We start from the raw sequence: 22,575 nt of genomic DNA on the forward strand, positions 1-22,575 counted from the left end.
TTAGTTCTTGCAGTAGAGGTCGTAGAGGGTCGTGCCCTCGTCGGCCTGGGAGATCTCGGCGACGCGCTCCTCGATGCCCGGGATCGCGGCGGCCTGCTCCTGGGTCACCGCGCACGGCTGCACGCTCACCGCGGCGTCGTCGCCCGTGTCCTTGACCTCGGGTGCATCGCCTGCGGCGATCTCGTCGAGGATCTGGAAGGCGTAGGCCGCGTACCCCTCGAGGAAGTACATGACGCTGCCGGCGAGGTTCGGGTCGACGTTGTCGCCCGTGATCAGGCCGCCGTCCTGGCCCCAGCCCATGATGTTGGCGTCGCGGCCCAGCTGCGTCGCCGCCTGCAGGGCGCCGACCACCGCCTGGTCGTTGAGACCGACGACCAGGATGTTCTCGGCGTCCGGGTGCGCCGCGAAGACACCGGGGGCGTTCTGCAGCGAGGTGGTGAGGTTGCCGTCGGCCTCGTACGCGACGTACGCGTCTTCGGGGATGTCGGGGCAGACCTCGCCGATCGCCGTCGCCGCGTTGCCGGTGCGCCACGTGTCGATCTGACCGGCCGCGGTGCCCTGCGCCGATATGACCAGGTCGACGTCGCAGTCCCACTCGCTCTTGGCGAGTTCGCCGAGGGCTGTGCCGCCCTCGGTGCCGGCGGCGGCGTTGTCGATGCCGACGAAGTACCAGCCCTCCTGGGCGATGTCGAACGTGATGACCGGGATCTCGGCATCCGCGTACTTCTTCGCGATGACCGGGTTCGCCTCGGGGCGTCCGTTGAACATCATCACGGCGTCGACGCCCTGCTGCACGAAGAGGTCGGCGTTCTTCACAGCGGTCGCCTCGTCGCCGTCGTTGCTGAGTTCGACGTACTTCCAGCCGCGCTGCTCGGCGAGCGCCTGGGCGACGTCGCCCTGGTAGTCCTGCCAGTCGGCGTCGGCCTGGCCGCCGACCGCGAATCCGAGGGTGAAGGTGTCGTCGTCTCCGCCGGAGCCGCCGGATGCCTGGTCGGCGCAACCGACCATCGCGATGCCGGCGACGAGTGCCACGCCGGCGCCGAGAAGGCGCAGGGCGGTGCGGGATGAGTGATGCGTCATTGCAGTGCTCCTCTGGAATGGGTGTGTTCGGGTGGTGCGGGTGGTGAAGTCTGGTCGTCGTCAGCTGACGAGCGTCTCGGTGTCTTCCGGGGTGGGGACGTCTGCAGGCAGGGCACCGGTGATCAGGCCGACGATGTCCTGCGCGGTGACGTCGGCGATGTCACGCACGGCGACCGACCGGCCCAGGCGCATCACGGTGACGCGATCGGCGACGGTGTGCAGCTGCTGCATGTTGTGGCTGACCAGGATCACGCTGACTCCGTGCTCGCGCAGGCGGCCGATGAGGTCGAGCACCTGCTGCGACTCGCGCACGCCGAGTGCGGCGGTGGGCTCATCGAGGATCACGATGCTGCGACCCCAGAGCAGCGCGCGGGCGATCGCGAGGCACTGGCGCTGTCCGCCGGACATGCCTTTGACCGACACGTTGACCGACTGGATGCCGACGCCGAGCTCGGCGAGCACCTCGCGCGAGCGGGCACGCATGCCGCGGTCGTTCACGATGTTCAGCGCCTTGAGGATCGGATTGCTCGACAGCTCCTCGCGACCGAGGTACACGTTCTGCACTGCCGACATGGTGTCGACGAGGGCGAGGTCCTGATACACGGTCTCGATCCCGGCGGCCAGGGCGTCGGTCGGGCGGCGGAAGTCAACCGCTTCGCCCTCGACCTCGATGCTGCCGCCGTCTGGGATGACGGCTCCCGAGAGCACCTTGAGCAGCGTCGACTTGCCGGCCCCGTTGTCGCCGACCAGGCCCATGACCTCGCCGCGGCGCAGGGTGAGCGAGGCGTCGGCGAGAGCCGTGACCGCGCCGTACCGGCGCGAGATGTTGCGAGCGTGGAGAACCAGATCCGGGTCAGCAGCGAGTGCCATGATCAACCTCATTGTCGAAGGGCCGAAACGCGACTTTAAACGTTTCAGGTGTTAAAACGTTTCAGACTCTACATCGCGATCTGCGAACCGGCAAGGACTTTTCTCGCTCCCCACGAGGTGGCAACTACAAGGACGCCCTAGTAAATCTCAGGATGCCGAAGTATCATCGTCATAGTGCCAACGACGGCGCGAAGGGACATCGCACAATGACTCGTACCATTCCCCACTTCATAGGCGGAAAGCACTTGACCCCCGAGGGTGGCCGCTTCGCCGACGTGTTCGATCCGAGCACCGGATCCGTCCAGGCGCGCGTGCCGCTGGCCTCCACCGCGGAGGTCGCCGACGTGATCGCGAACGCCGAGGCCGCGCAGGTCGAGTGGGCGGCGACCAACCCGCAGAAGCGCGCTCGCGTGCTGCTGCGATTCCTCGATCTGGCACAGCGCGAGATGCAGTCGCTCGCCGAGCTGCTTGCGAGCGAGCACGGCAAGACCGTCGACGACGCGAAGGGCGACATCCAGCGGGGCCTCGAGGTCATCGAGTTCTCCGCGGGCGCTCCGCACCTGCTGAAGGGCGAGTACTCGACCGGCGCGGGTGCGGGCATCGACGTCTACTCGATGCGGCAGCCCCTCGGGGTGGTCGCCGCGATCACGCCCTTCAACTTCCCCGCCATGATCCCGCTGTGGAAGGCAGGCCCCGCGCTCGCCGCCGGCAACGCCGTGGTGCTCAAGCCCAGCGAGCGCGACCCCTCGGTCCCTGTCCGCATCGCCGAGCTGTTCCTCGAGGCGGGGCTGCCCGCCGGAGTGCTCAACGTCGTGCACGGAGACAAGGAGGCCGTTGACGCGCTGCTCACCGACGACCGCATCCGTGCCGTGGGATTCGTCGGCTCGACCCCGATCGCCGAGTACATCTACTCGACGGCGGCCGCACACGGCAAGCGCGCGCAGTGCTTCGGCGGTGCCAAGAACCACATGATCGTCATGCCCGACGCCGACCTCGACCAGGCCGTCGATGCGCTGATCGGCTCGGGCTACGGTTCGGCGGGGGAGCGCTGCATGGCGATCTCGGTCGCGGTGCCGGTCGGGCAGGAGACAGCGGATGCTCTCGCCGCCAAGCTCACTGAGCGCGTGGCGCAGCTGCGCATCGGGCCCTCGCTCTCGGCCGACGTCGACTACGGGCCGCTGGTCACACGAGCAGCGGTCGAGCGGGTCGAGGGCTACATCCAGCAGGGCGTCGACGAGGGCGCGACCCTCCTCGCCGACGGCCGAGGCTTCTCGGTGCCGGGGCACGAGCAGGGCTTCTATCTCGGACCGACGCTGTTCGACCACGTCACGACCGACATGGCGATCTACCGCGAGGAGATCTTCGGACCGGTGCTGGTGATCGCACGCGCCGCCGACTACGAAGAGGCGCTGCGCATGGCATCCGAGCACGAATACGGCAACGGCGTCGCGATCTTCACCCGCGACGGCGACGCCGCCCGCGACTTCGCCGCCCGGGTCGAGGTCGGCATGGTCGGCGTGAACGTGCCGATCCCCGTGCCGATCGCCTATTACACGTTCGGCGGCTGGAAGCGCAGCGGATTCGGCGACCTCAACCAGCACGGCGCCGACGCCTTCCGCTTCTACACGAAGACCAAGACCGTCACGAGCCGCTGGCCCGCTGCCGGGATCCGCGACGGCGCGAGCTTCGTGATCCCCACCATGCACTGACCTCCGGTCGTTGAGCGAGGACGGCGAAGCCGACCGAGACGAAACGCAGCACACAAGGAATCGACATGACCATGACCACCGTCACCACCACCGCCGAAGAGCGCGAGGCCATTCTCGACGCCGTCCGCGAGTTCGCCGACACCGAGCTCGCCCCGTTCGCGGCCGAGCGCGACGAGAAGCACATCTTCCCCCGCGAGTCGCTCGGCAAGGCGGGCGAGCTGGGGCTCGGCGGGATCTACGTGCGCGAGGACTTCGGCGGCACTGGCCTGAGCCGCTCCGACACGGTCGCGATCTTCGAAGAGCTCGCCAAGGGCGACCCCGCGGTCGCCGCGTACATCTCGATCCACAACATGGTGGTCTGGATGATCGACACCTACGGCGACGACGCGCAGCGCGGCCGGTGGCTGCCCGCACTCACCGCGATGCAGGAGTTCGGCGGCTACTGTCTCACCGAGCCCGGCGTCGGATCCGATGCCGCGAACATCGCGACGAGCGCGGTGCGCGACGGCGACGACTACCTGCTCACCGGTGTGAAGCAGTTCATCTCGGGCGCCGGTGAAGCCGCGGTGTACGTGGTGATGGCACGCACCGGAGAGCCCGGTGCCCGCGGCATCAGCGCCTTCCTGGTTCCCGGAGACGCCGAGGGCCTGAGTTTCGGGGCACCCGAGAAGAAGATGGGCTGGCACGCGCAGCCGACCCGCCAGGTGATCCTCGACGGCGTGCGCATCCCGGCATCCGGAATGCTCGGCGACGAGGGCCGTGGCTTCGCGATCGCGATGTCCGCGCTCAACGGCGGCCGCCTCAACATCGCGGCCTGCTCGCTGGGCGGCGCGCAGTGGGCGCTCGACCGCGCCGTGCAGTACGTGCACGAACGCGTCGCGTTCAGCGAGCCGCTGGCCGAGAAGCAGTCGATCATGTTCGCGATCGCCGACATGCGCACCGATCTGCAGGCCGCTCGCCTCATGGTCAGAGACGGCGCGCTGGCCGTCGACGAGCAGGCGCCGGATGCGACCATGCGCTGCGCCATGGCCAAGCGCTTCGCGACGGATGCCGGATTCGACGTCGCCAACCGCGCGCTGCAGCTGCACGGCGGCTACGGCTACCTGCAGGACTACGGCATCGAGCGGGTCGTGCGCGATCTGCGGGTGCATCAGATCCTCGAGGGCACCAACGAGATCATGCGTCTGATCGTCGGGCGCGAGATGCTGCGACCGGCTGGGTCGGCGTCCCTCCAGCGGAGCGGCGGAGACCGGATGCGGAGCGCATCATGAGCGAGTCGACGAAGGTGCGCATCGCGTTCCTCGGACTCGGCCACATGGGCCTGCCGATGGCGAAGAACCTGGTCGCGGCGGGGCATGAGGTGCACGGCTTCGATCTCGTGCCTGCCGCGATCGAGGCGGCGCAGGCCGCCGGCATCCCGGTGGCAGCCAGCGGAGCGGATGCCGTGCGCGAGGCGGACGTCGTGATCACGATGTTCCCGGCCGGTCGGCACGTGATCGACGCCTACCGCACCGAGCTGCTGGCCGCCGCTCGCCCGGGCACCCTGTTCATCGAGTCGTCGACGATCGCGGTCGACGAAGCCCGTGCCGCCCACGCGCTCGCGCTCGCGGCCGGGCATCGCAACGTCGACGCCCCCGTGTCGGGCGGTGTCGTGGGCGCCGAGAACGGCACGCTCGCCTTCATGGTCGGCGGCTCGGACGAGGACTTCGCGGCCGCACTGCCGGTGCTCGAGGTCATGGGAAAGCGCATCGTGCACTGCGGCGGCCCTGGACTCGGGCAGGCCGCGAAGGTGTGCAACAACATGGTGCTCGCGGTGTCGCAGATCGCGGTCGCCGAGGCGTTCGTACTCGGCGAGCGGCTGGGTCTCGAGCATCAGGCGCTGTTCGACGTCGTCTCGCAGGCATCCGGTCAGTGCTGGTCGATCACGACGAACTGCCCCGTGCCCGGGCCGGTGCCGACCAGCCCGGCGAATCGCGATTACCAGCCCGGATTCGCCGGTGCGCTGATGGCGAAGGACCTCGGCCTCGCGCTGCAGGCGATCGAGCAGACGGCGACCGACGCGAGAATGGGGCGGCTCGCCCAAGAGCTCTATGCCGCCTTCGCCGAGGGCGAGGGCGCGACCCGCGACTTCTCGGGCATCATCACCGACATCCGCGACGCACCCTCCGGTCGTTGAGCGAGCACGGCGGAGCCGAGCGAGACGAAACGCCGCAAGCGACATACTGAGATGACCACGACGGAGAGGGCTTCACGATGACCGAGTACGAGACGATCCTGGTCGAGCAGCGCGGACGAGTCGGGTGGATCACCCTCAACCGCCCCGAGGCACTCAACGCGTTGAACAGCCGCCTCGCCGAAGAGGTCACCGCGGCCGCCGTGGCGTTCGACCTCGACGACGGCGTGGGTGCGATCGTCGTCACCGGATCCGAGAAGGCTTTTGCCGCGGGCGCCGACATCAAGGAGATGGAGGGCATGTCGGCCGCCGAGATGCTCGAGACAAACCACTTCGGCGTCTGGCACGACTTCGCGGCGGTGCGCACCCCCGTGGTCGCCGCCGTCTCGGGCTTCGCGCTCGGGGGAGGATGCGAGCTCGCGATGATGTGCGACATCATCCTCGCCGCCGACACCGCCAAGTTCGGTCAGCCCGAGATCAACCTCGGCGTCATTCCGGGCATGGGCGGCACGCAGCGCCTGATCCGCGCGGTCGGGTATTACAAGGCGGCTGAGCTGGTGCTGTCCGGCCGGTTCATGGGTGCCGAAGAGGCGGAGCGGTCCGGCCTCGTGTCGCGCGTCGTGCCGGCATCCGAGCTGCTCACAGAGGCCACGAGGCTGGCCGAGACGATCGCGTCGAAGTCGCTGCCGTCGCTGTTCGCGGCCAAGGCCGCGCTCGATGCCGCCATGGAGACGACGCTCGCCGACGGGCTCGCGCACGAGAAGCGGGCGTTCGCCGCGCTGTTCGACACCGAAGACCAGAAGGAAGGCATGTCGGCCTTCCGGGAGAAGCGTGCGCCCGACTTCCAGAACCGCTGAGTTCCGCGAGAGCGGAGCGGTTTCGTGGTTCACAACTCAGCATGCATGGCGCCGGATCGGCCCGCCGGTGCCGATCCGGCATGCCCGACAGCGGTTGATGCTGAGTGCTGAACGAGCGGCGGGCGGTTCAGTCGCGCAGCGCCTCGACGATCTTCTCGACGCGGCGGTCGCGGGTCGCGTCCTGCTTCGCGTCGGCCACCGTGCGGGCATGCTCCTTGCGCACCGAGTACGACAGGGCATCGAATGCAGACCGCAGCGCAGGGTCGGCGTCGAGCGCCGCGGCCAGGGCCGGGGGGATCTCGACCTCGCGCTCGGCGGCATCCAGACGGATGACGGCATCGACCTCCTGATCGATCTCGACCCCGAGCTCGGTTCGGACGGCCTTGCTGAACCCGATCATGTTCTGCCCGCCCATGCGGGCCAGGCGCAGGCGTGCGGTGCGTCCGTCGATCGTCACGACGACCGGGAAGGTCTTGCCTGCCCTGAACGAGGTGACCTGCTCGTCGGTGAGGATGATCGCGGCGGCCGGGCCACGGCCTTCGAGGATCGTGTGCAGGCGCAGTTCGCTCATGCGGGCAGTGTACGCCCGCGCCCCTCTGCGTCGGCCTCTGCTTCTGCGGCCAGCTGGTCGTTGCGCTGCTCGATCAGGCGTCGCATGTACTCGCGAAGGACGAGCCGGTCGACCAGGCGACCGATCGGGCCGAACGGCGAGTGGAATCTGATCGTGTCGCGCAGCAGCGTGCCCCGCGGGTGCTCCTCGAACACGTGCTCGTGCCAGAACGAGCCGAAGGGCCCCGAGATCTGCCGGTCGCGGAACCCGCGCGGCGGATCTACGTCGTACACGACGGAACGCAACCGGAACGGGATGCCGAAGTGCCGCGCCCGCCAGGTGACGGTCGACCCTTCGCTGAACACGCCGCCCGCCGGGGCCTCGACCATCGTCTCGCCGTACCGCGCCATCGACCGCAGATGCAGCCCGGGGTCGAGTGCCACAGCGAAGACCGTCGCGCGCGGGGCGTCGATCACCCGTTCGAGCACGAACTCGGACACGTCAGAGCGCGTCCGGCTGCGGCTTCGGGTCGCTGAAGTCTCCGGCCGCCTTGCGCATGCGCGCGACGATGGCGACCAGTTCGGTCGCGTCCTCCCTGCTGATGCCGGGGTCGGCGAAGACGTCGGCGTTGAGGGCGGAGGTGGCGCGCTCGACGAGTTCGCGGCCCGGCTCGGTCAAGGCGAGCAGAGCAGCGCGGCCGTCGTGCGGGTGCGGCTCGCGCACGATCAGCCCGTCACGCACCAGACGTTCGGCCGTGCTCGTGACGGTCGTCGCATGCACCTGGAGTCTGGCGACCACGCTCGACAGCGGCAGTCGGCCGGAGCGGCTGAACGCCAGCAGGCGCAGCATCTCGTAGCGGGCGAAGCTCAGCGCGAACGGCTTGAGCGCGGCATCCACCCTGGCGAGCAGCAGCTGCTGGGCCCGCATCACCGAGGTGACCACGGTCATGCCGTCGGCGGCATCCGTCCATCCGTGCGCCACCCACTGCCGCTTCGCCTCGGCGAGCGGATCGACGGGCAGGGGGCGGGGTCGGACCACGGTTCTACGGTAGGGCATCGGGGTCGGACTGCGGGGATGTGCCCGCCGGGACGGCGGCTGGTTCTCAGTCGCTCGTCGGGTGGGACTCAGTATCAAGGGGCTAGAATCGACGCAGTCGTGAGGAGCAATCGATGAAGATCTTCGTCCTGGTCAAAGAGGTGCCCGACACCTACGGCGACCGCAAGCTGAATCTCGAGACGGGCCTCGCCGAGCGAGGAGCCGGCGACGTGGTGCTCGATGAGATCACGGAGCGTGCGCTCGAGGTGGCACTCAGCCATGCAGACAAGAACGAGGGCACCGAGGTGGTCGCTGTCGCGATGGCCCCCGGCGGGTCCACGGCGTCGGTGCGGAGGGCGCTCGCCATCGGTGCAGGATCGGCCGTGCACATCGCCGACGAGCAGCTCGCGGGTGCCGACCTCGGACTCACTGCCGAGACGTTGGCCGCGGCGATCCGACGAGGAGAGCCCGACCTGGTGATCACCGGCAACCTCTCGACCGACGGTTCGGGCGGAGTGATGGCCGCCATGCTCGCCGAGCACCTCGGCTGGGCACACGCGACCGCGCTCACCTCGGTCGAGATCACGCCTGAGGGCATCACGGGCACACGAGGGGCGGATGCCGGCGCGCAGCCGATCTCGGCATCCCTCCCCGCCGTCGTCTCGATCACCGAGGCCCTGCCCGACGCGCGCTTCCCGAACTTCAAGGGCATCATGGCCGCGAAGAAGAAGCCGCTCGAGGTGCTCACCCTCGACGACCTCGGCGTCTCGGCAGACCCTGCCGCGGCTCCCCGCACGATCATGACCTCGGTCGCCGAGAAGCCGCCGCGCGCGGCCGGCGTGAAGATCGTCGATGAGGGCGATGCCGCCGAGAAGCTCGTCGAATACCTCGTGCAGAACAGGCTGGTGTGACATGACCTACCCCGAGAACCCGATCCTCGTCGTGGTCGACCTCGACCCGGCAGGAAACCCCGCCAGCAGCACGGCGGCCCTGATCGGCGCCGCCTCGACGGTCGGCGCACCGGTCGCGCTCGTCGTCGGCGGTTCGGCCGAGGCCGCAGCCCAGGTGGCCGCCGCCGGGGCATCCGTCGTGCTGACAGCCGACGCCGACGAGACGATCCTCACGGTGCCGGTCGTCGATGCACTGCAGGCCGCCTTCGAGCAGGTGCGACCGGATGCCGTCCTCATCTCGAACTCGATCGCGGGGCGCGACATCGCCGGCCGATTCGCGGTGCGCGCGAAGCTGGCGCTGTCGGTCGATGCCGTCGGCGTCTCGCGCGATGACGAGGGCATCGTCGCGAACCACTCCGTGTACGGCGGCGCCTATCTCACCGACTCGGCCCCCACCTTCGGCGCCCCGGTGATCACGGTGCGCCAGGGTGCTGTCGATGCTCGGGCAGAGGCGGTCGCATCGCCGATAGTCGAGACCCTGACCTTTGCGGCATCCGGCTCCCCTGCCGCCACCGTGGGCGCTGTCGAAGCGGTCGAGGCCACGTCGTCCCGCCCCGAGCTGCGCGGTGCGACCCGGGTCGTCTCGGGTGGCCGCGGACTCGCGTCCAAAGAGAAGTTCGTGCTCGTCGAAGAGCTCGCCGATGCGCTCGGCGCAGCGGTCGGCGCCTCGCGGGCCGCGGTGGATGCCGGATACATCCCGCAGTCGCACCAGGTCGGTCAGACCGGCGTCTCGGTGTCTCCGCAGCTGTACGTCGCCCTCGGCATCTCGGGTGCGATCCAGCACCGCGCGGGCATGCAGACGGCCAAGAACATCGTCGCGATCAACAAGGACGGCGAGGCGCCGATCTTCGACGTCGCCGACTTCGGCATCGTCGGCGACCTGTTCACGATCGTCCCGCAGGTGATCGCGGGCCTCGAGTCGCGGAAGAAGTAGTCATGGCGACGCGAACGCTCAGGCGCGGGCTCCCGCGTGTGCCCGGTGGCGAGCCGTGGCCTCCCGGGCTCGCTGTCGACAGTGGTGACGGCGTCTCCGATGCGGACGTGCCTGCCGCTGCCGCGCCTGCTGCGGCCGTGCCCGCTGCAGCCGCGCCTGCCAGTTCGGGGGCCGACACGCCACTCGAAGGGTCGCCTGTCCAGGAGCGTTCGACATCTGGTGTGCCGGCCCCCGTTCTGGACGGGGCGACGGCGCCGCGCTCCACCTCCGTCCGTCGCGGGCTTCCGCGGGTACCGGGCGGCGAGCCGTGGCCGCCGGCGGATGCGATGCCGCGAGGTGCCGTGCCGGAAGGTGTCGTGCCTGGCACCACCGGTGCGGACCCCGCCGTTGCGACCGCAGCGGTTGCCGGTGCAGCCCCCGCGGCCGCCGGTGCCGGGCTCTCGGGCGTTGCCGCCCCTTCCACTTCGGGGGGCGACACGCCACCTGAAGGGTCGTCTGCCCCGCAGCATCCGACGTCTGGTGTGTCGGCCCCCGCTCTGGGCGGGGCGACGGCAGAGACCGCGGCATCCGTGCGCCGCGGGCTTCCGCGCACGCCGGGTGGCGAGCCCTGGCCGCCTGCCGACACCGTGGTTGCGGAGCGCGTTTCGTCTCGGTCGGCTTCGCCGTCCTCGCTCGACGACCGGGGGGATGCCGCGCTGGCGTCGCTCGACGAGCGGGGGGATGCTGCACCGCTCGACGAGCGGGGGGATGCTGCACCGCTCGTCGACGCGACCGCCGTCGCCACCCGCGCGGTGCCCGCTCTCGGCGATCCGTCGATTCCGCTGCCGGCTCCTCGCACGGTCTGGAACGGCAGCGCTCCGCGGCACGTCACGTCGACCGCTCCGGCATCCGACCGCCCTCGGCCGACCTGGACCCAGGCGATCGCCGGACTTCTGGGGGCCGCAGCCCTCGGCATCCTGGCCGCGGCGGCCGTGGCCTTCGTGCGGGCACTGCTGAGCTTCCCCTTCATGCAGGACTTCCTCGCGGCGTTCCCCGGCGAGTACGAGCCGGCGGTCGCCGTCGAGCCCGGGTTCGCGCCGTGGGTCAACTGGGCGCACTTCTTCAACGTGTTCCTGATGGTGCTGATCATCCGGTCGGGCCTGCGCATCCGCAACGAGAAGCGGCCCACCGCCTTCTGGACCCCGCGCAACGACCCCAAGGGCAAGGTCAGTCTGACGATCTGGTTCCACCAGGCGCTCGACATCCTCTGGCTCGTGAACGGCGTGATCTTCGTCGTGCTGCTGTTCGTCACCGGACACTGGGCGCGCATCGTGCCGACCAGCTGGGAGGTCATCCCCAACGCGCTGTCTGCGGCGCTGCAGTACGTGTCGTTCGACTGGCCGACCGAGCACGGCTGGGTGAACTACAACAGCCTGCAGCAGCTCGCGTACTTCGTGACCGTCTTCATCGCGGCGCCGTTGGCAGCGGCGACCGGTTTCCGCATGTCGGGCATGTGGCCCAAGAAGGCCGAGCGGCTGTCGAAGGCCTACCCGATCGAGTGGGCCCGCGCACTGCACTTCCCGGTCATGATCTACTTCGTGGTGTTCATCATCGGACACGTCGCGCTGGTGTTCCTCACCGGATTCCTGCGCAACCTCAACCACATGTACGCCTCATCGGATGCCGTCGGCTGGACCGGGTTCTGGGTGTTCGTGGCCTCCCTGGGGGTGATCGCCCTCGGCTGGGTCGCCGCCCGCCCGCTGGTCATCGCCCCGATCGCGAAGCTGTTCGGCAGCGTCTCAGGTCGCTGATCCGTTCACGATTCAGCACAGATCTCTCCCAGAACCAACGAAACGGCCCCCTGCCAGTGGCAGGGGGCCGTTCATCCTGAATCGTGAACGCGATGTTCACGAGAAGCGAGCATCAGCGCACGAAGCGCACCTCGGTGAGCGTCTCGCCGAGGAACGGCTCGGTGTGGCTGGCGCCGTCGAGCGCGAAGCCGTTGCGCGCATAGAAGCGGTGCGCACGGGGGTTGTCCTCCGCGACCCACAGGTAGAGGGGTTCGTCCTTCTCGACGGCCGCGTCGAACAGCTTCTGGCCGATGCCGGTCGAGTGGTACGCGTCGAGCAGGTAGATGAAGTACAGCTCGCGGAACGCGGGGGCGTCCTTGTCGCGGGCAGGACCCGAGCCGACGAAGCCGACGATCTCACCGTCGACGAGGGCGGCGCGCATCGTGAAATCGGGGCCCTGAGCTGCCCAGTGCGTCCACAGCTCGGCCATGCGACGGGGCGAGACCTTCTCGAGGGCTGCCTTGCTGATCAGGTGGTCGTAGGTCTCGTGCCAGCACTGCGCGTGCACGCGACCCAGGGCTTCCGCATCCACATCACGGACCGGACGGACGATGACTTCAGGCTGGGCTTCGGCGCTCATAGCGCGACTCTACGCGCGGCCTCCGCGAACCGGAAATCGAGCGGGAGCGTTCCCAGAGCGAGAATCCACCCCTGGAGGGATCGCACAACGATGTTCGCGAATCGTTCGTCGATGGCTACGATCGATCCTCGTGAACGTGATCTGGCGCACTCTCCTCGTGATTCTCTCCGCCCGACGTCGAGTGCGCCGGGGCAAGACCCTCGACGCTGCCTCCGTCAGCAGCATCACACTGACGACTCTCCCCACCGACATCGACATCCTGCGCCATATGAACAACGGTCGATACCTGTCGCTGTTCGACCTCGGCCGCTGGGACCTGCTGATTCGCACGGGACTGTTCGACGCGATGAACGAGCGCGGCTGGTACGCCGTGGTGTCGAGCGAGACCGTGACCTTCCGCAAGTCCCTGCAGCTGTGGCAGCGGTTCGAGGTGCAGTCCCGATTCATCGGACACGACGACAAGGCCGTGTTCCTCGAGCACCGAGCCGTCGTCGACGGCGAGATCTATGCACGGGTGATCGTGCGCTCGCGGATGCTGCGCCGCACCGGCGGCACGGTCAGCAACGAAGAGCTGTTCGCGGCCGTCGGCAAGCCCGAGGGCGTGCCCGAGATCGACGCCTGGGTGCACGACTGGGCCGCGGCATCCGCTCTGCCTCCCGTGCGCACGCCCGCGCCGAGCGTGTGGAACTGACGCCGTGACCGATCCGTGGGGTCTGGAGACACGCGCACCGGGCGACGTGCTGCTGGTCGGATGCGGCAAGCTCGGCATCCGCCTCGGCGAGCGACTCGTGGCAGGGGGCTCCCGCGTCACCGCCATGCGGCGCAACGCGGGTGACATGCCGTTCCCGACGATCGAGGCCGATCTGCGGCATCCGCTCGACCGCGATCTGCCGGCGTTCGACTCGGTCGTGATCACCCTGCCGCCGAGCACCGAGGGCGACTCGATCTATCCGCCCGCGCTGCGGGGCCTCGCGAAGGCCCTGCCGACGATGCCGGAGCGGGTCGTGTTCGTGTCGTCGACGCGGGTGTTCGAGGGGCGCCCCGGCGAGACTCCGCTGACCGAGCGCGATGCGCCGCGGGTGTCGAGCGAGCGGGGCGGTGATCTGGTCGAGGGCGAGCACCTGGCGATGGAGCTGTTCGGTGCGCGCATCGTGCGCCCGGCAGGCATCTACGGACCCGGTCGCGACTTCCTCATCCGGCGGGTCCGCGAGGGGGCGGCCGTCGACCACACCCGCCGTACCAACCGCATCCACGAGACCGATCTCGTGCGGCTGCTCGAGGCCATGCTGCGGGCCGACTCCGCGCCCCCGCTGATCCATGCCGTGGATCGCGAGCCGGTGCTGCTCGGAGACGTCGTCGCGCACATCGCCTCCCGGCTCGGAGTCGCGCCTCCGCCGCATCTCGATCCCGAGGTCGGCGGCGGGACGGTACTCGAGGGGCGCCTGCTGCAGGAGTTCCTCGGCGATCTGGAGTATCCGACCTTCCGTGAGGGCTACGACGAGATGATCGCCGCGCTCTGAGCGCTCCCTCTCGGTCGCGGTTACACTTCGTGCCGCCCGTTCGCGCGGTCGACGGCACGGACTGCGACCGGAACCACCCGACGCGACCGTCGCTCACGGGCAGGCGGGCACTGCAGTCCTAGGCTGAGCTCATGGCCGACCCGATGCCCACCACGGATCCCGAATCCGTCTCGCTCGCGGATCGTGCGGTCGAGCTCGCCCGCCGCTGGGTGATCGAGGCCGCGGCCGCCGATGTCGACCCGGCGGCAGAGCGCCTCGCCGGTGTCCTGCAGGATGCCAACGGGCTGCCGTTCACCCTCGGATTCGTCGACGGCGTCATGCGCCCCGAGAGCCTGAGCGCCGCGGCATCCCAGCTGCACCGCATCGCTCCGATCGTGCCCGAGTTCCTGCCCTGGTACCTGCGGTCGGCCGTGCGGCTCGGCGGCGGCGTCGCCCAGATGCTGCCGACACCCGTGGTGCCCATCGCGCGTCGGGTGCTGCGCGACATGGTCGGCCACCTGGTGGTCGACGCCCGCCCCGCGAAGCTCGGGCCCGCGATCGCGAAGATCCGCGAATCGGGCGCCAGGCTCAATCTCAACCTGCTCGGCGAGGCGGTGCTCGGTGAGGACGAGGCGCAGCGGCGGCTCGACGGCATCCACGAGCTGATCCGTCGCCCCGATGTCGACTACGTGTCGGTCAAGGTGTCGGCGATCATCAGCCACATCTCGATGTGGGCGTTCGACGAGGTCGTCGAGTCGGTCGTCGAGCGACTGCTTCCGCTGTACCTGACGGCCGCCTCTGATCGCACCTTCATCAACCTCGACATGGAGGAGTACCGCGATCTCGATCTCACGATCGCGGTGTTCACCCGCATCCTCGAGGATCCGCGTCTCGAGGGCCTCGAAGCGGGCATCGTGCTGCAGGCGTATCTGCCCGACGCCCTGCCGGCCCTGCAGCAGCTCACCGCCTGGGCGCGCGAGCGGGTCGACCATGGCGGAGCCCCCATCAAGGTGCGGCTCGTCAAGGGAGCCAACCTCGCGATGGAGCGGGTCGAGGCGCGCATGCACGGATGGGCTCAGGCAACCTACGACACCAAGCTCGACACCGACGCCAACTATCTGCGCTGCCTCGACTGGGCGCTGCGGCCTGAGAACGTCGACGCGGTGCGCCTGGGCATCGCGGGCCACAACCTGTTCGGCATCGCCTATGCCTGGTTGCTCGCGGGGGAGCGCGGGGTTCGAGCGGGCGGAGTCGACGCCGCTGCCGCGACCACGGCCTCGAACTCCCAGCCGTCGGTCGAGTTCGAGATGCTGCTCGGCATGGCGCAGGGGCAGGTGCAGGCCGTGTCGCGCGAGGTCGGCGAGGTGCTGCTCTACGTGCCGGTCGTGAACCCGGGCGAGTTCGATGTCGCCATCAGCTATCTCGTCCGCCGGCTCGAAGAGAACGCGTCGAGTGACAACTTCCTCTCCGCCGCGTTCCGGCTGGGCGACGACGAGTCGCTCTTCGTGCGCGAGCGGGACAGGTTCCTCGACGCCGTCGACCGTTCGACGTCGCCGACGCTGCGGGTGGGCGCGCTGCGCAGCCAGGATCGGCTGGCGCCGGTGCACGAGGCGATGCGCCCCGTGCCCGTGGCGCCCGCGCCCGAAGAAGGACTCACCCAGGCGGTGCTCGGCATCTCCCGCGGTGCGGATGACATGGGCGGGCCGTTCCTCGAGACGGCGGTCTACGCCCCGCGCGAGCTCGACGAGGCGACGGGCGGTGCTCCCGGCTTCGCGAACACCCCTGACAGCGATCCGTCGCTTCCGGCCAACCGCGACTGGGCGCGCGAGATCCATGAGCGCATCGCCGCCTCGACACTCGGCGTCGCGACCATCGACGCGGCCCGCATCGACGACGTCGACACGCTCGAGAGCACGATCGCCGGAGTGAGGGATGCCGCAGCCCTGTGGGGCGCGCGACCCGCCACCGAACGCGCCGAGGTGCTGCTGCGTGCGGCGGCAGCGCTCGAGGGGCGGCGGGGAGACCTCATCGAGGTCGCCGCCTCCGAGACGGGCAAGGTGTTCGCCGAGGCCGACGTCGAGGTCAGCGAGGCCGTCGACTTCGCCCGCTACTACGCGGCCAAGGCCAGAGAGCTGGATGCCGTCGCCGGCGCCGCGTTCGTACCCGCGCGCGTCACGGTCGTCACCCCTCCGTGGAACTTCCCCCTCGCGATCCCGGCCGGGGGAGTGCTCGCCGCGCTCGCCGCAGGCTCCGGCGTCGTGTTCAAGCCCGCCCCGCAGTCGCGTCGCTGCGCCGCCGTCATCGCCGAGACCCTGTGGGAGGTCGGTGTGCCGCGCGATGTGCTCGCGCTCGTCGACATCGAAGAGGGCGACCTCGGACGCGAGCTGATCTCGCACGAGTCGGTCGACCGCGTCATCCTCACCGGCTCGTGGGAGACCGCTGCGCTGTTCCGCTCGTGGCGGCCCGACCTGCCGCTGCTCGCCGAGACGAGCGGCAAGAACGCGATGATCATCACCCCGTCGGCGGATCTCGATCTCGCGGTCGCCGATCTGGTGCGCAGCGCCTTCGGGCATGCGGGGCAGAAGTGCTCGGCGGCCTCGCTCGCGATTCTCGTCGGCCCGGTCGGGCGGTCGAAGAGATTCGCCCGGCAGCTGGCCGATGCCACGCGGTCGCTGCACGTCGGCTGGCCTGCCGATCCGCTGGCCGAGGTCGGGCCCGTGATCGAGCGTCCAGAGGGCAAGCTCGCCTGGGCGCTCACCGAACTCGAGGGCGACGAGCAGTGGCTCATCAAGCCTGCCGTCTCGGACGATGACCCCACCGGTCGGCTGTGGCGTCCGGGCATCCGCGTCGGGGTGCAGCCGGGGTCGCGGTTCCACACCGAGGAGTTCTTCGGGCCGGTGCTGGGCATCATGCACGCCCCCACGCTCGAGCGGGCGATCGAGCTGCAGAACGCGGTCGAGTACGGCCTGACGGCGGGGCTGCACACGCAGGACCCGGCGGAGCTCGCCCTGTGGCTCGATCGGGTGCAGGCCGGCAACCTCTACGTGAACCGCGGCATCACCGGAGCGATCGTGCAGCGGCAGCCGTTCGGCGGGTGGAAGCGCTCGTCGGTCGGACCCGGTGCCAAGGCGGGCGGACCGAACTACCTGATCGGACTCGGGTCGTGGCGCTCGAGCGGATCGGGCACGGTGTCGAGCACGCTGCATCTGCGCGGACTCGACTCACGCATCACCGACCTCATCGAGTCGGCACAGCCTTCGCTCGGCTTCGAGGCGTTCGAGTGGCTGCGTCGCTCGGCGCTCTCGGATGCGCTCGCCTGGGACCGCGAGTTCGCGCAGGTTCGCGACGTGTCGCACCTCGGTGTCGAGCGCAACCTGTTCCGCTACCGCCCGGTGCCGGTCGCGATCAGGGCGACTGCGGATGCCGGCTGGCAGGAGCTGCTGCGCGTCGTCATCGCCGCGGTGCGCGCCGGAGCCGGATTCGTGCTGTCGACCCCCGTCGGTCTGCCCCCGGCGGTGCGCCACGCGCTCGGCGAACTCGGCGCGGTCGTCTACATGGAGACCGACGACGAGTGGATCGAGCGGATGCGGCGCCGCGGCGACGACTCCCGCGGAGTGCTCGAGTCGATCGACGACGAGCTGCGGCCGAGCCGGGCGCGGCTGGTGGGCCCGCGAGACTCGGTGGCCGCACTGCACCACGCACTGGCCGCGGCCGTCGGAGGCGACCCCGATCTCGCGGTGTACGACGGCGAGGTCACCTCTGCCGGACGCATCGAGCTGCTGCCCTTCGTGCACGAGCAGGCGATCGCGATCACCGCGCACCGCTACGGCAACCCCGACGACTGGAGCGCCGCGGTCATCTGAGGCGCCCGCGCGTCGGCATCCCGTCGTCCCGAGCCCCGCCCCGCCTCGGGATCCGGGTCCCGAGCCCCGCCCTGCCTCGGCATCCGCGTCCCGAGCCCCTAGGCATCCGTCGCCCCTCTCCGGCATCCTGTCGCGCGGTCAAGAACGCACCCACCGCAGCATGCGGGGTCAATTTCGCACCGGAATCGGGCGAAGGGGATGCTCTTTTGGCCCCGGCTGGCCGCAAGGCGCTGTACTGACCCCGGCTGGGCAGGTGAACTATCGCGCCGCTGTGCGGGGTCGATTTCGCACCGGAACCGCGCGATTCCGATGCGTTCTTTACCCCGCCTGCGAGGGCGGATGCGTTCTTGACCCCGGCTGGGGCGCGCACCGCACGACGTGTAAAGAATTCTTGACACAGCGGATGCCGCAGGCGTACTCTCGTGTCAAGAATCTTTCACATGGGAGGCATCATGGTCTACGAAGAGCGCAACGCCTGGGCCGGGCTCATCGTCGGCGTGGTGGTGATCGGGGCGTATGTCGTCATCGTGCTGCAGCAGGCCGCCGGCGGACCGGTGACCGACGTCGACTGGTTCCCGCTCATGATGTGGACGATCGGTGTCGGCATCGTGGCCACGATCGTGCTCAGCATCGTCTGGGGGATGATCGCCGGTGCCAAAGACCCTGACGGGGTCGGCAAGTCCGACGTCCGCGACCGCGACATCAGCCGCATGGGCAGCCGGGTCGAGCAGTCCTTCGTCGTGATCGCCGGGCTCGGCGTGATCACCCTGTGCGCGGTGGGCGCCGACCTCTTCTGGATCGCCAACACGATGTTCGCGGGGTTCGCCGTCTCGGCCATGGTCGGCAGCGTCGCGCGAGTCGTCGCCTACCGTCGGGGGCTCGTCTGATGGTCAAGCCCACGCTCGTCTCCAACCGCATCCGCGCTCACCGCGAAGCGGCCGGACTCACCCAGGCCGAACTCGCCCGCAGCATCGGCGTGACCAGGCAGACGCTCATCGCGATCGAGCAGGGGAAGTACTCCCCGTCGCTCGAGCTCGCGTTCCAGATCGCCCGCGCCTTCGGCGTGGGGCTTGACGACCTGTTCCAGTACCCGCAACCCACGAGCACGGAGGTGTGACATGACCGAGACCGACAAGACCCCGACGAAGAAGACCGAGATGATGCCGGCGTGGCGTCGCGACACCTACGGCTCCGCCGACGGCTTCCGACTCGAGCAGATCCCCGTTCCCGTGCCTCGACGCGGCGAGGTGGTGCTGCGAGTCGAGGCGACCGCGCTCCACGCCGGTGACGTCCGTCTCATGCTCGGTGATCCGCTGCTCGTGCGCCCGATCTTCGGGCTGACGCGTCCGAAGTATCCGGTGCGCGGCATGGAGGTCGCCGGAACCGTCGTGGAGGTGGGCCCGAACGCGATCGGCGCCGAACTCGGAGAACGCGTCGTCGGTGAGCTCACCGGCGGTGGAGGACTCGCGTCGCATGTCGCTGTGCCTGCTGCCCGTCTCGTGCCGATCCGACCCGATGTCACCTCCGAGACCGCAGCGTGCCTGACGGTCTCGGCGGGTACGGCCTGGCAGGCCCTCGACCGCGCGGGGATCGGCTTTCGCGCGGCCAGAGGCAGCGCCGCCGGACACGTTCCGCGTGTTCTCGTGATCGGTGCCTCCGGGGGAGTCGGCACGTTCACGGTGCAGCTCGCAGCGCTGCGCGGCGCCGAGGTCTGGGCCACGTGCGGCGAACGCAACGCCCGGCTCGTCGAGCACCTCGGTGCCGTGCGCACCCTCGACCACCGCACGTCGCCGCTGGCCGATCTGCCTGCCGCGCACTTCGACGCGGTGATCGACATCGCCGGCGGCATGGGGCTGCGCGAACTGCAGCGACTCGTCGTGCGCGGCGGCTCGGTGGTGCTCGTGGCCGGTGACGGAGGGCACGTGCTCGGACCGATCCCGCGGATGCTGAAGGCGGCGTTCCTGTCGATCGGGTCGAGCCGCCGCATCCATCCGCTGGCGGCGACGGCTCGCCCCGAGATCCTGGCCAAGCTGCTCGAGCTCACCGCGGAGGGGCGCATCACGCCCGTGATCGAGCGGGAGTACTCCTTCGACGAGGCGTCCGCCGCCCTCGCTCACCTCGAGGCGGGCCACACGGTGGGCAAGGTGGTCGTGCGCGGAATCTGACCCCGAGGCGTCGCGCTCTGGCGGCGTCCAGGGGGCGGGTGACAGAATGGATGCTGGCGTGCCCGAGTCGCATCTTCCCCCTGGCGTCGGCTCTCACCGAGCGACGCGGGTCGAAGGACCGCCGGGCCCCTGGACAGCGTCCGCCGCATCCGTTCGAGGAGCCCCATGTCTGTCGAAACCACTGCGCCGGCATCCGAGACCGCAGCCCCGGTCCGCACCGCACACCACCGTCGCTATCTGATGTGCAAGCCGTCGCACTTCACGGTGAACTACTCGATCAATCCGTGGATGGAGCCGGCGAAGCCGACCGACACCGCGCGGGCCGTCGAGCAGTGGCAGAAGCTGCACGACCTCTACCTCGAGCTCGGTCACGAGGTCGAGCTGATCGAGCCCCTCGCCGGGTACCCCGACATGGTCTATACCGCGAACGGCGGGTTCCTGATCGACGGCCGCGCGTATGTGCCGAAGTTCCGTTTCGTCGAGCGTCAGGGCGAAGCCCCCGCGTTCGCCGACTGGTTCCGCGGCGCCGGCTACGACACCGTCATCCCCGAAGAGGTCAATGAGGGCGAGGGCGACTTCCTGCTCGTGGGCGACGTGATCCTCGCGGGCACCGGCTTCCGCTCGACCGGCGACAGCCACCGCGAGGTCGGTGAGGTCTTCGGCCGTGAGGTCGTGTCTCTCAACCTCGTCGACCCGCGCTTCTACCACCTCGACACCGCGATCGCGGTGCTCGACCCGGTGCAGGGCGTCGAGAACGGCGGCCCCGAGCGCGCGAACATCGCGTACCTGCCCGGTGCCTTCGACGACGCCAGCCGGGCGATCCTCGAGGAGCGATTCCCGGATGCGATCCTCGTGTCCGACGAGGACGGGTCCGTGTTCGGTCTCAACTCGGCGAGCGACGGCTACAACGTGGTCATCTCGCCGCGCGCCCTCGGCTTCGAGAAGCAGCTGCGCGAGCGCGGCTACAACCCGATCATGGTCGACCTGTCCGAGCTGCTGCTCGGCGGCGGCGGCATCAAGTGCTGCACTCTCGAACTGCGCGGTGAGGCGTGACCGTCGTCGACGCGGGCGTGTCGGCAGAGCCGCACGTCGCCCACAACTATCACCCGCTGCCGGTCAACATCGCGCGCGGTGACGGAGCCTGGGTGACGGATGTCGAGGGCAAGCGGTACCTCGATCTGCTCGCCGCCTACTCGGCGGTGAACTTCGGCCACCGGCATCCCGCTCTCGTCGCGGCTCTCACCGAGCAGCTCGGTCGGGTCACGCTGGTCAGCCGGGCGTTCCAGAGCGATCGACTCGAGCCGTTCGCGGCGGCGCTCGCGAAGCTCGCCGGCAAAGACATGGTGCTGCCGATGAACACCGGTGCCGAAGCGGTCGAGACGGGCATCAAGGTCGCCCGCGCCTGGGGATACCGGGTCAAGGGCATCGCCGACGGGCAGGCGCGGATCATCGTCGCCGCCGGGAACTTCCACGGACGCACCACGACGATCGTCAGCTTCAGCGACGACGAACAGGCGCGAGCCGACTTCGGCCCCTATACGCCGGGCTTCGACGTGGTTCCCTACGGGGATGCGGATGCCATCGCCGCCGCGATCACCGAAGACACCGCCGCCGTGCTGATCGAACCGATCCAGGGCGAAGGCGGAGTGGTGATCCCGCCGGAGGGGTACCTGCGCCGCATCCGCGAGATCTGCGACGAGAAGAACGTGCTGTTCATCGCCGATGAGATCCAGTCCGGACTCGGACGCGTGGGTGAGACCTTCGCCTGCGACCGCGAGGGTGTCGTGCCCGACCTGTACCTGCTGGGCAAGGCGCTGGGTGGCGGCATCCTGCCGGTGTCCGCTGTGGTGGGCGACGCCGATGTGCTCGGAGTCATCCGTCCGGGTGAGCACGGGTCGACCTTCGGCGGCAACCCACTCGCCGCGGCTGTGGGCCTGCGTGTGGTCGAGATGCTCGAGTCGGGGGAGTTCCAGGAGCGCGCTCGCGCACTCGGTGCCCACCTCGCCGCCGGGCTCGAACCGCTGACGGGTCATGGTGTCACCGAGGTGCGCATCGCCGGCCTGTGGGCGGGCGTCGACATCGACCCCGCCAAAGGCACCGGGCGCGAGGTCGCCGAGAAGCTGCTCGACCGTGGGGTGCTGGTGAAAGACACGCACGGACAGACCATCCGCATCGCGCCGCCGCTCGTCATCCGCGCGACCGAGCTCGACTGGGCAGTCGAACAGCTGAAGCTCGTCCTGGGGGCCTGAATTCCCTGTCCGCCGGGCGACACGCCCGGCGGACAACCCGGATTTGCCGGAACCCCGGAACCCACGTAACTTATTACTTGTTCGCCCCACAGGGAAGCGGAGAGGCCGAGAGCTTCACCCCCCTCAAGCGGAGAACCACCTCCACTCGATCAGCTCCTCGGAGCAGATCGCAGACATACTTCTGTCTGACCTGGAGCTTCCACTACGGAGAAGCGGTCGATTTGACAGCGAC

21 protein-coding genes are annotated in these 22,575 nt (G+C 69.5%); 15 read left to right on the forward strand and 6 right to left on the reverse strand.

Translation table 11 applies throughout. From position 1 onward, the window contains the following. Both ACLKOY_RS13430 and ACLKOY_RS13435 read right to left on the reverse strand, forming a co-directional pair. Window positions 1–1,080, reverse strand: coding sequence for a substrate-binding domain-containing protein (locus ACLKOY_RS13430; protein WP_363575360.1), 1,080 nt, complete (start codon window positions 1,078–1,080; stop codon window positions 1–3). Window positions 1,081–1,140: 60 nt separating this feature from the next. Next, complete coding sequence (locus ACLKOY_RS13435; RefSeq protein ID WP_436454054.1) at window positions 1,141–1,950, reverse strand: ATP-binding cassette domain-containing protein; 810 nt, start codon at window positions 1,948–1,950, stop codon at window positions 1,141–1,143. Between the two features lie 206 nt (window positions 1,951–2,156). Here ACLKOY_RS13435 and ACLKOY_RS13440 point away from each other — a divergent pair, with 206 nt between their 5' ends. From ACLKOY_RS13440 to ACLKOY_RS13455, 4 genes are all read left to right on the forward strand, one after another. Then, window positions 2,157–3,659, forward strand: coding sequence for a CoA-acylating methylmalonate-semialdehyde dehydrogenase (locus ACLKOY_RS13440; protein ID WP_436454055.1), 1,503 nt, complete (start codon window positions 2,157–2,159; stop codon window positions 3,657–3,659). Between the two features lie 65 nt (window positions 3,660–3,724). After that, window positions 3,725–4,930, forward strand: a complete 1,206-nt coding sequence (locus ACLKOY_RS13445) for an acyl-CoA dehydrogenase family protein (protein WP_436454056.1) — start codon at window positions 3,725–3,727, stop codon at window positions 4,928–4,930. Further along, complete coding sequence (gene mmsB / locus ACLKOY_RS13450; RefSeq protein ID WP_436454057.1) at window positions 4,927–5,835, forward strand: 3-hydroxyisobutyrate dehydrogenase; 909 nt, start codon at window positions 4,927–4,929, stop codon at window positions 5,833–5,835. Before ACLKOY_RS13445 ends, mmsB begins: the two co-directional genes overlap by 4 nt. 77 nt (window positions 5,836–5,912) lie before the next feature. Beyond that, entirely contained in the window at window positions 5,913–6,689 is a 777-nt protein-coding gene (locus tag ACLKOY_RS13455) for an enoyl-CoA hydratase-related protein (protein ID WP_436454058.1), read from the forward strand. 127 nt (window positions 6,690–6,816) lie between these two features. Here the strand turns inward: ACLKOY_RS13455 and ACLKOY_RS13460 are convergent, their stop codons facing one another. Genes ACLKOY_RS13460 through ACLKOY_RS13470 form a run of 3 tightly spaced genes read right to left on the reverse strand, consistent with a single transcriptional unit; the run spans window position 6,817 to window position 8,277 of the window. Next, window positions 6,817–7,260 carry a YdeI/OmpD-associated family protein gene (locus ACLKOY_RS13460; RefSeq protein ID WP_436454059.1) on the reverse strand — a complete coding sequence of 148 codons (444 nt, stop codon included), beginning with the start codon at window positions 7,258–7,260 and terminating at the stop codon, window positions 6,817–6,819. Continuing rightward, window positions 7,257–7,739 (reverse strand): SRPBCC family protein, encoded by a 483-nt coding sequence (locus tag ACLKOY_RS13465; RefSeq protein WP_436454060.1) that lies wholly within the window; start codon window positions 7,737–7,739, stop codon window positions 7,257–7,259. Before ACLKOY_RS13465 ends, ACLKOY_RS13460 begins: the two co-directional genes overlap by 4 nt. Window position 7,740: 1 nt before the next feature. Then, window positions 7,741–8,277, reverse strand: coding sequence for a MarR family winged helix-turn-helix transcriptional regulator (locus tag ACLKOY_RS13470; protein ID WP_436454061.1), 537 nt, complete (start codon window positions 8,275–8,277; stop codon window positions 7,741–7,743). A gap of 131 nt (window positions 8,278–8,408) precedes the next feature. On the opposite strand from ACLKOY_RS13470, the gene ACLKOY_RS13475 reads away from it, so the two are divergent. The 3 genes from ACLKOY_RS13475 to ACLKOY_RS13485 are packed head-to-tail and all read left to right on the forward strand — an operon-like array spanning window position 8,409 to window position 11,948. Next, window positions 8,409–9,185: an electron transfer flavoprotein subunit beta/FixA family protein gene (locus ACLKOY_RS13475; protein WP_363575342.1), complete on the forward strand. Its 777-nt coding sequence runs from the start codon at window positions 8,409–8,411 to the stop codon at window positions 9,183–9,185. 1 nt (window position 9,186) lies between these two features. After that, window positions 9,187–10,158, forward strand: a complete 972-nt coding sequence (locus tag ACLKOY_RS13480) for an electron transfer flavoprotein subunit alpha/FixB family protein (RefSeq protein WP_436454062.1) — start codon at window positions 9,187–9,189, stop codon at window positions 10,156–10,158. A gap of 2 nt (window positions 10,159–10,160) precedes the next feature. Beyond that, the gene (locus tag ACLKOY_RS13485) at window positions 10,161–11,948 is read left to right on the forward strand and encodes a cytochrome b/b6 domain-containing protein (RefSeq protein ID WP_436454063.1); all 1,788 of its coding nucleotides are present in this window, start codon (window positions 10,161–10,163) and stop codon (window positions 11,946–11,948) included. 112 nt (window positions 11,949–12,060) lie between these two features. Here the strand turns inward: ACLKOY_RS13485 and ACLKOY_RS13490 are convergent, their stop codons facing one another. Further along, a complete protein-coding gene (locus ACLKOY_RS13490; protein ID WP_436454064.1) occupies window positions 12,061–12,567 on the reverse strand; it encodes an N-acetyltransferase family protein in 507 nt (168 codons plus the stop codon). Between the two features lie 130 nt (window positions 12,568–12,697). On the opposite strand from ACLKOY_RS13490, the gene ACLKOY_RS13495 reads away from it, so the two are divergent. The 8 genes from ACLKOY_RS13495 to rocD all read left to right on the forward strand — a co-directional run bounded on the left by ACLKOY_RS13495 (window position 12,698) and on the right by rocD (window position 22,343). Next, window positions 12,698–13,258, forward strand: coding sequence for an acyl-CoA thioesterase (locus ACLKOY_RS13495; protein WP_436454065.1), 561 nt, complete (start codon window positions 12,698–12,700; stop codon window positions 13,256–13,258). Window positions 13,259–13,262: 4 nt separating this feature from the next. Continuing rightward, entirely contained in the window at window positions 13,263–14,087 is an 825-nt protein-coding gene (locus tag ACLKOY_RS13500) for a hypothetical protein (protein WP_436454066.1), read from the forward strand. A gap of 131 nt (window positions 14,088–14,218) precedes the next feature. Further along, complete coding sequence (locus tag ACLKOY_RS13505; RefSeq protein WP_436454067.1) at window positions 14,219–17,929, forward strand: proline dehydrogenase family protein; 3,711 nt, start codon at window positions 14,219–14,221, stop codon at window positions 17,927–17,929. A 440-nt stretch (window positions 17,930–18,369) separates the two neighbouring features. Next, the gene (locus ACLKOY_RS13510) at window positions 18,370–18,816 is read left to right on the forward strand and encodes a hypothetical protein (protein WP_363575328.1); all 447 of its coding nucleotides are present in this window, start codon (window positions 18,370–18,372) and stop codon (window positions 18,814–18,816) included. Next, window positions 18,816–19,046, forward strand: a complete 231-nt coding sequence (locus ACLKOY_RS13515) for a helix-turn-helix transcriptional regulator (protein ID WP_436454068.1) — start codon at window positions 18,816–18,818, stop codon at window positions 19,044–19,046. The genes ACLKOY_RS13510 and ACLKOY_RS13515 overlap by 1 nt, the downstream gene beginning before the upstream one ends. Before the next feature lies 1 nt (window position 19,047). Continuing rightward, window positions 19,048–20,094: an NAD(P)-dependent alcohol dehydrogenase gene (locus ACLKOY_RS13520; RefSeq protein ID WP_436454069.1), complete on the forward strand. Its 1,047-nt coding sequence runs from the start codon at window positions 19,048–19,050 to the stop codon at window positions 20,092–20,094. A 165-nt stretch (window positions 20,095–20,259) separates the two neighbouring features. Next, window positions 20,260–21,147, forward strand: coding sequence for a dimethylargininase (ddaH, locus tag ACLKOY_RS13525; protein WP_363575323.1), 888 nt, complete (start codon window positions 20,260–20,262; stop codon window positions 21,145–21,147). After that, window positions 21,144–22,343 (forward strand): ornithine--oxo-acid transaminase, encoded by a 1,200-nt coding sequence (gene rocD / locus ACLKOY_RS13530; protein ID WP_436454070.1) that lies wholly within the window; start codon window positions 21,144–21,146, stop codon window positions 22,341–22,343. Before ddaH ends, rocD begins: the two co-directional genes overlap by 4 nt. The last annotated feature ends 232 nt before the right edge of the window (window positions 22,344–22,575 follow it).

Origin of the sequence: Microbacterium sp. K2, from assembly GCF_051365005.1 — a bacterium.
Classification (GTDB): domain Bacteria; phylum Actinomycetota; class Actinomycetes; order Actinomycetales; family Microbacteriaceae; genus Microbacterium; species Microbacterium foliorum_B.

Bases quoted from the DNA above. Each gene is read 5' to 3' on its own strand.
- ACLKOY_RS13485 (WP_436454063.1), top strand. From the start codon at position 10,161: ATGGCGACGCGAACGCTCAGGCGCGGGCTCCCGCGTGTGCCCGGTGGC.
- ACLKOY_RS13445 (WP_436454056.1), top strand. From the start codon at position 3,725: ATGACCATGACCACCGTCACCACCACCGCCGAAGAGCGCGAGGCCATT.
- ddaH (WP_363575323.1), top strand. From the start codon at position 20,260: ATGTCTGTCGAAACCACTGCGCCGGCATCCGAGACCGCAGCCCCGGTC.
- ACLKOY_RS13505 (WP_436454067.1), top strand. From the start codon at position 14,219: ATGGCCGACCCGATGCCCACCACGGATCCCGAATCCGTCTCGCTCGCG.
- ACLKOY_RS13455 (WP_436454058.1), top strand. From the start codon at position 5,913: ATGACCGAGTACGAGACGATCCTGGTCGAGCAGCGCGGACGAGTCGGG.
- ACLKOY_RS13475 (WP_363575342.1), top strand. From the start codon at position 8,409: ATGAAGATCTTCGTCCTGGTCAAAGAGGTGCCCGACACCTACGGCGAC.
- ACLKOY_RS13490 (WP_436454064.1), bottom strand. From the start codon at position 12,567: ATGAGCGCCGAAGCCCAGCCTGAAGTCATCGTCCGTCCGGTCCGTGAT.
- ACLKOY_RS13440 (WP_436454055.1), top strand. From the start codon at position 2,157: ATGACTCGTACCATTCCCCACTTCATAGGCGGAAAGCACTTGACCCCC.
- ACLKOY_RS13510 (WP_363575328.1), top strand. From the start codon at position 18,370: ATGGGAGGCATCATGGTCTACGAAGAGCGCAACGCCTGGGCCGGGCTC.
- ACLKOY_RS13435 (WP_436454054.1), bottom strand. From the start codon at position 1,950: ATGGCACTCGCTGCTGACCCGGATCTGGTTCTCCACGCTCGCAACATC.
- ACLKOY_RS13430 (WP_363575360.1), bottom strand. From the start codon at position 1,080: ATGACGCATCACTCATCCCGCACCGCCCTGCGCCTTCTCGGCGCCGGC.
- ACLKOY_RS13460 (WP_436454059.1), bottom strand. From the start codon at position 7,260: ATGAGCGAACTGCGCCTGCACACGATCCTCGAAGGCCGTGGCCCGGCC.
- ACLKOY_RS13515 (WP_436454068.1), top strand. From the start codon at position 18,816: ATGGTCAAGCCCACGCTCGTCTCCAACCGCATCCGCGCTCACCGCGAA.
- ACLKOY_RS13520 (WP_436454069.1), top strand. From the start codon at position 19,048: ATGACCGAGACCGACAAGACCCCGACGAAGAAGACCGAGATGATGCCG.
- ACLKOY_RS13480 (WP_436454062.1), top strand. From the start codon at position 9,187: ATGACCTACCCCGAGAACCCGATCCTCGTCGTGGTCGACCTCGACCCG.
- mmsB (WP_436454057.1), top strand. From the start codon at position 4,927: ATGAGCGAGTCGACGAAGGTGCGCATCGCGTTCCTCGGACTCGGCCAC.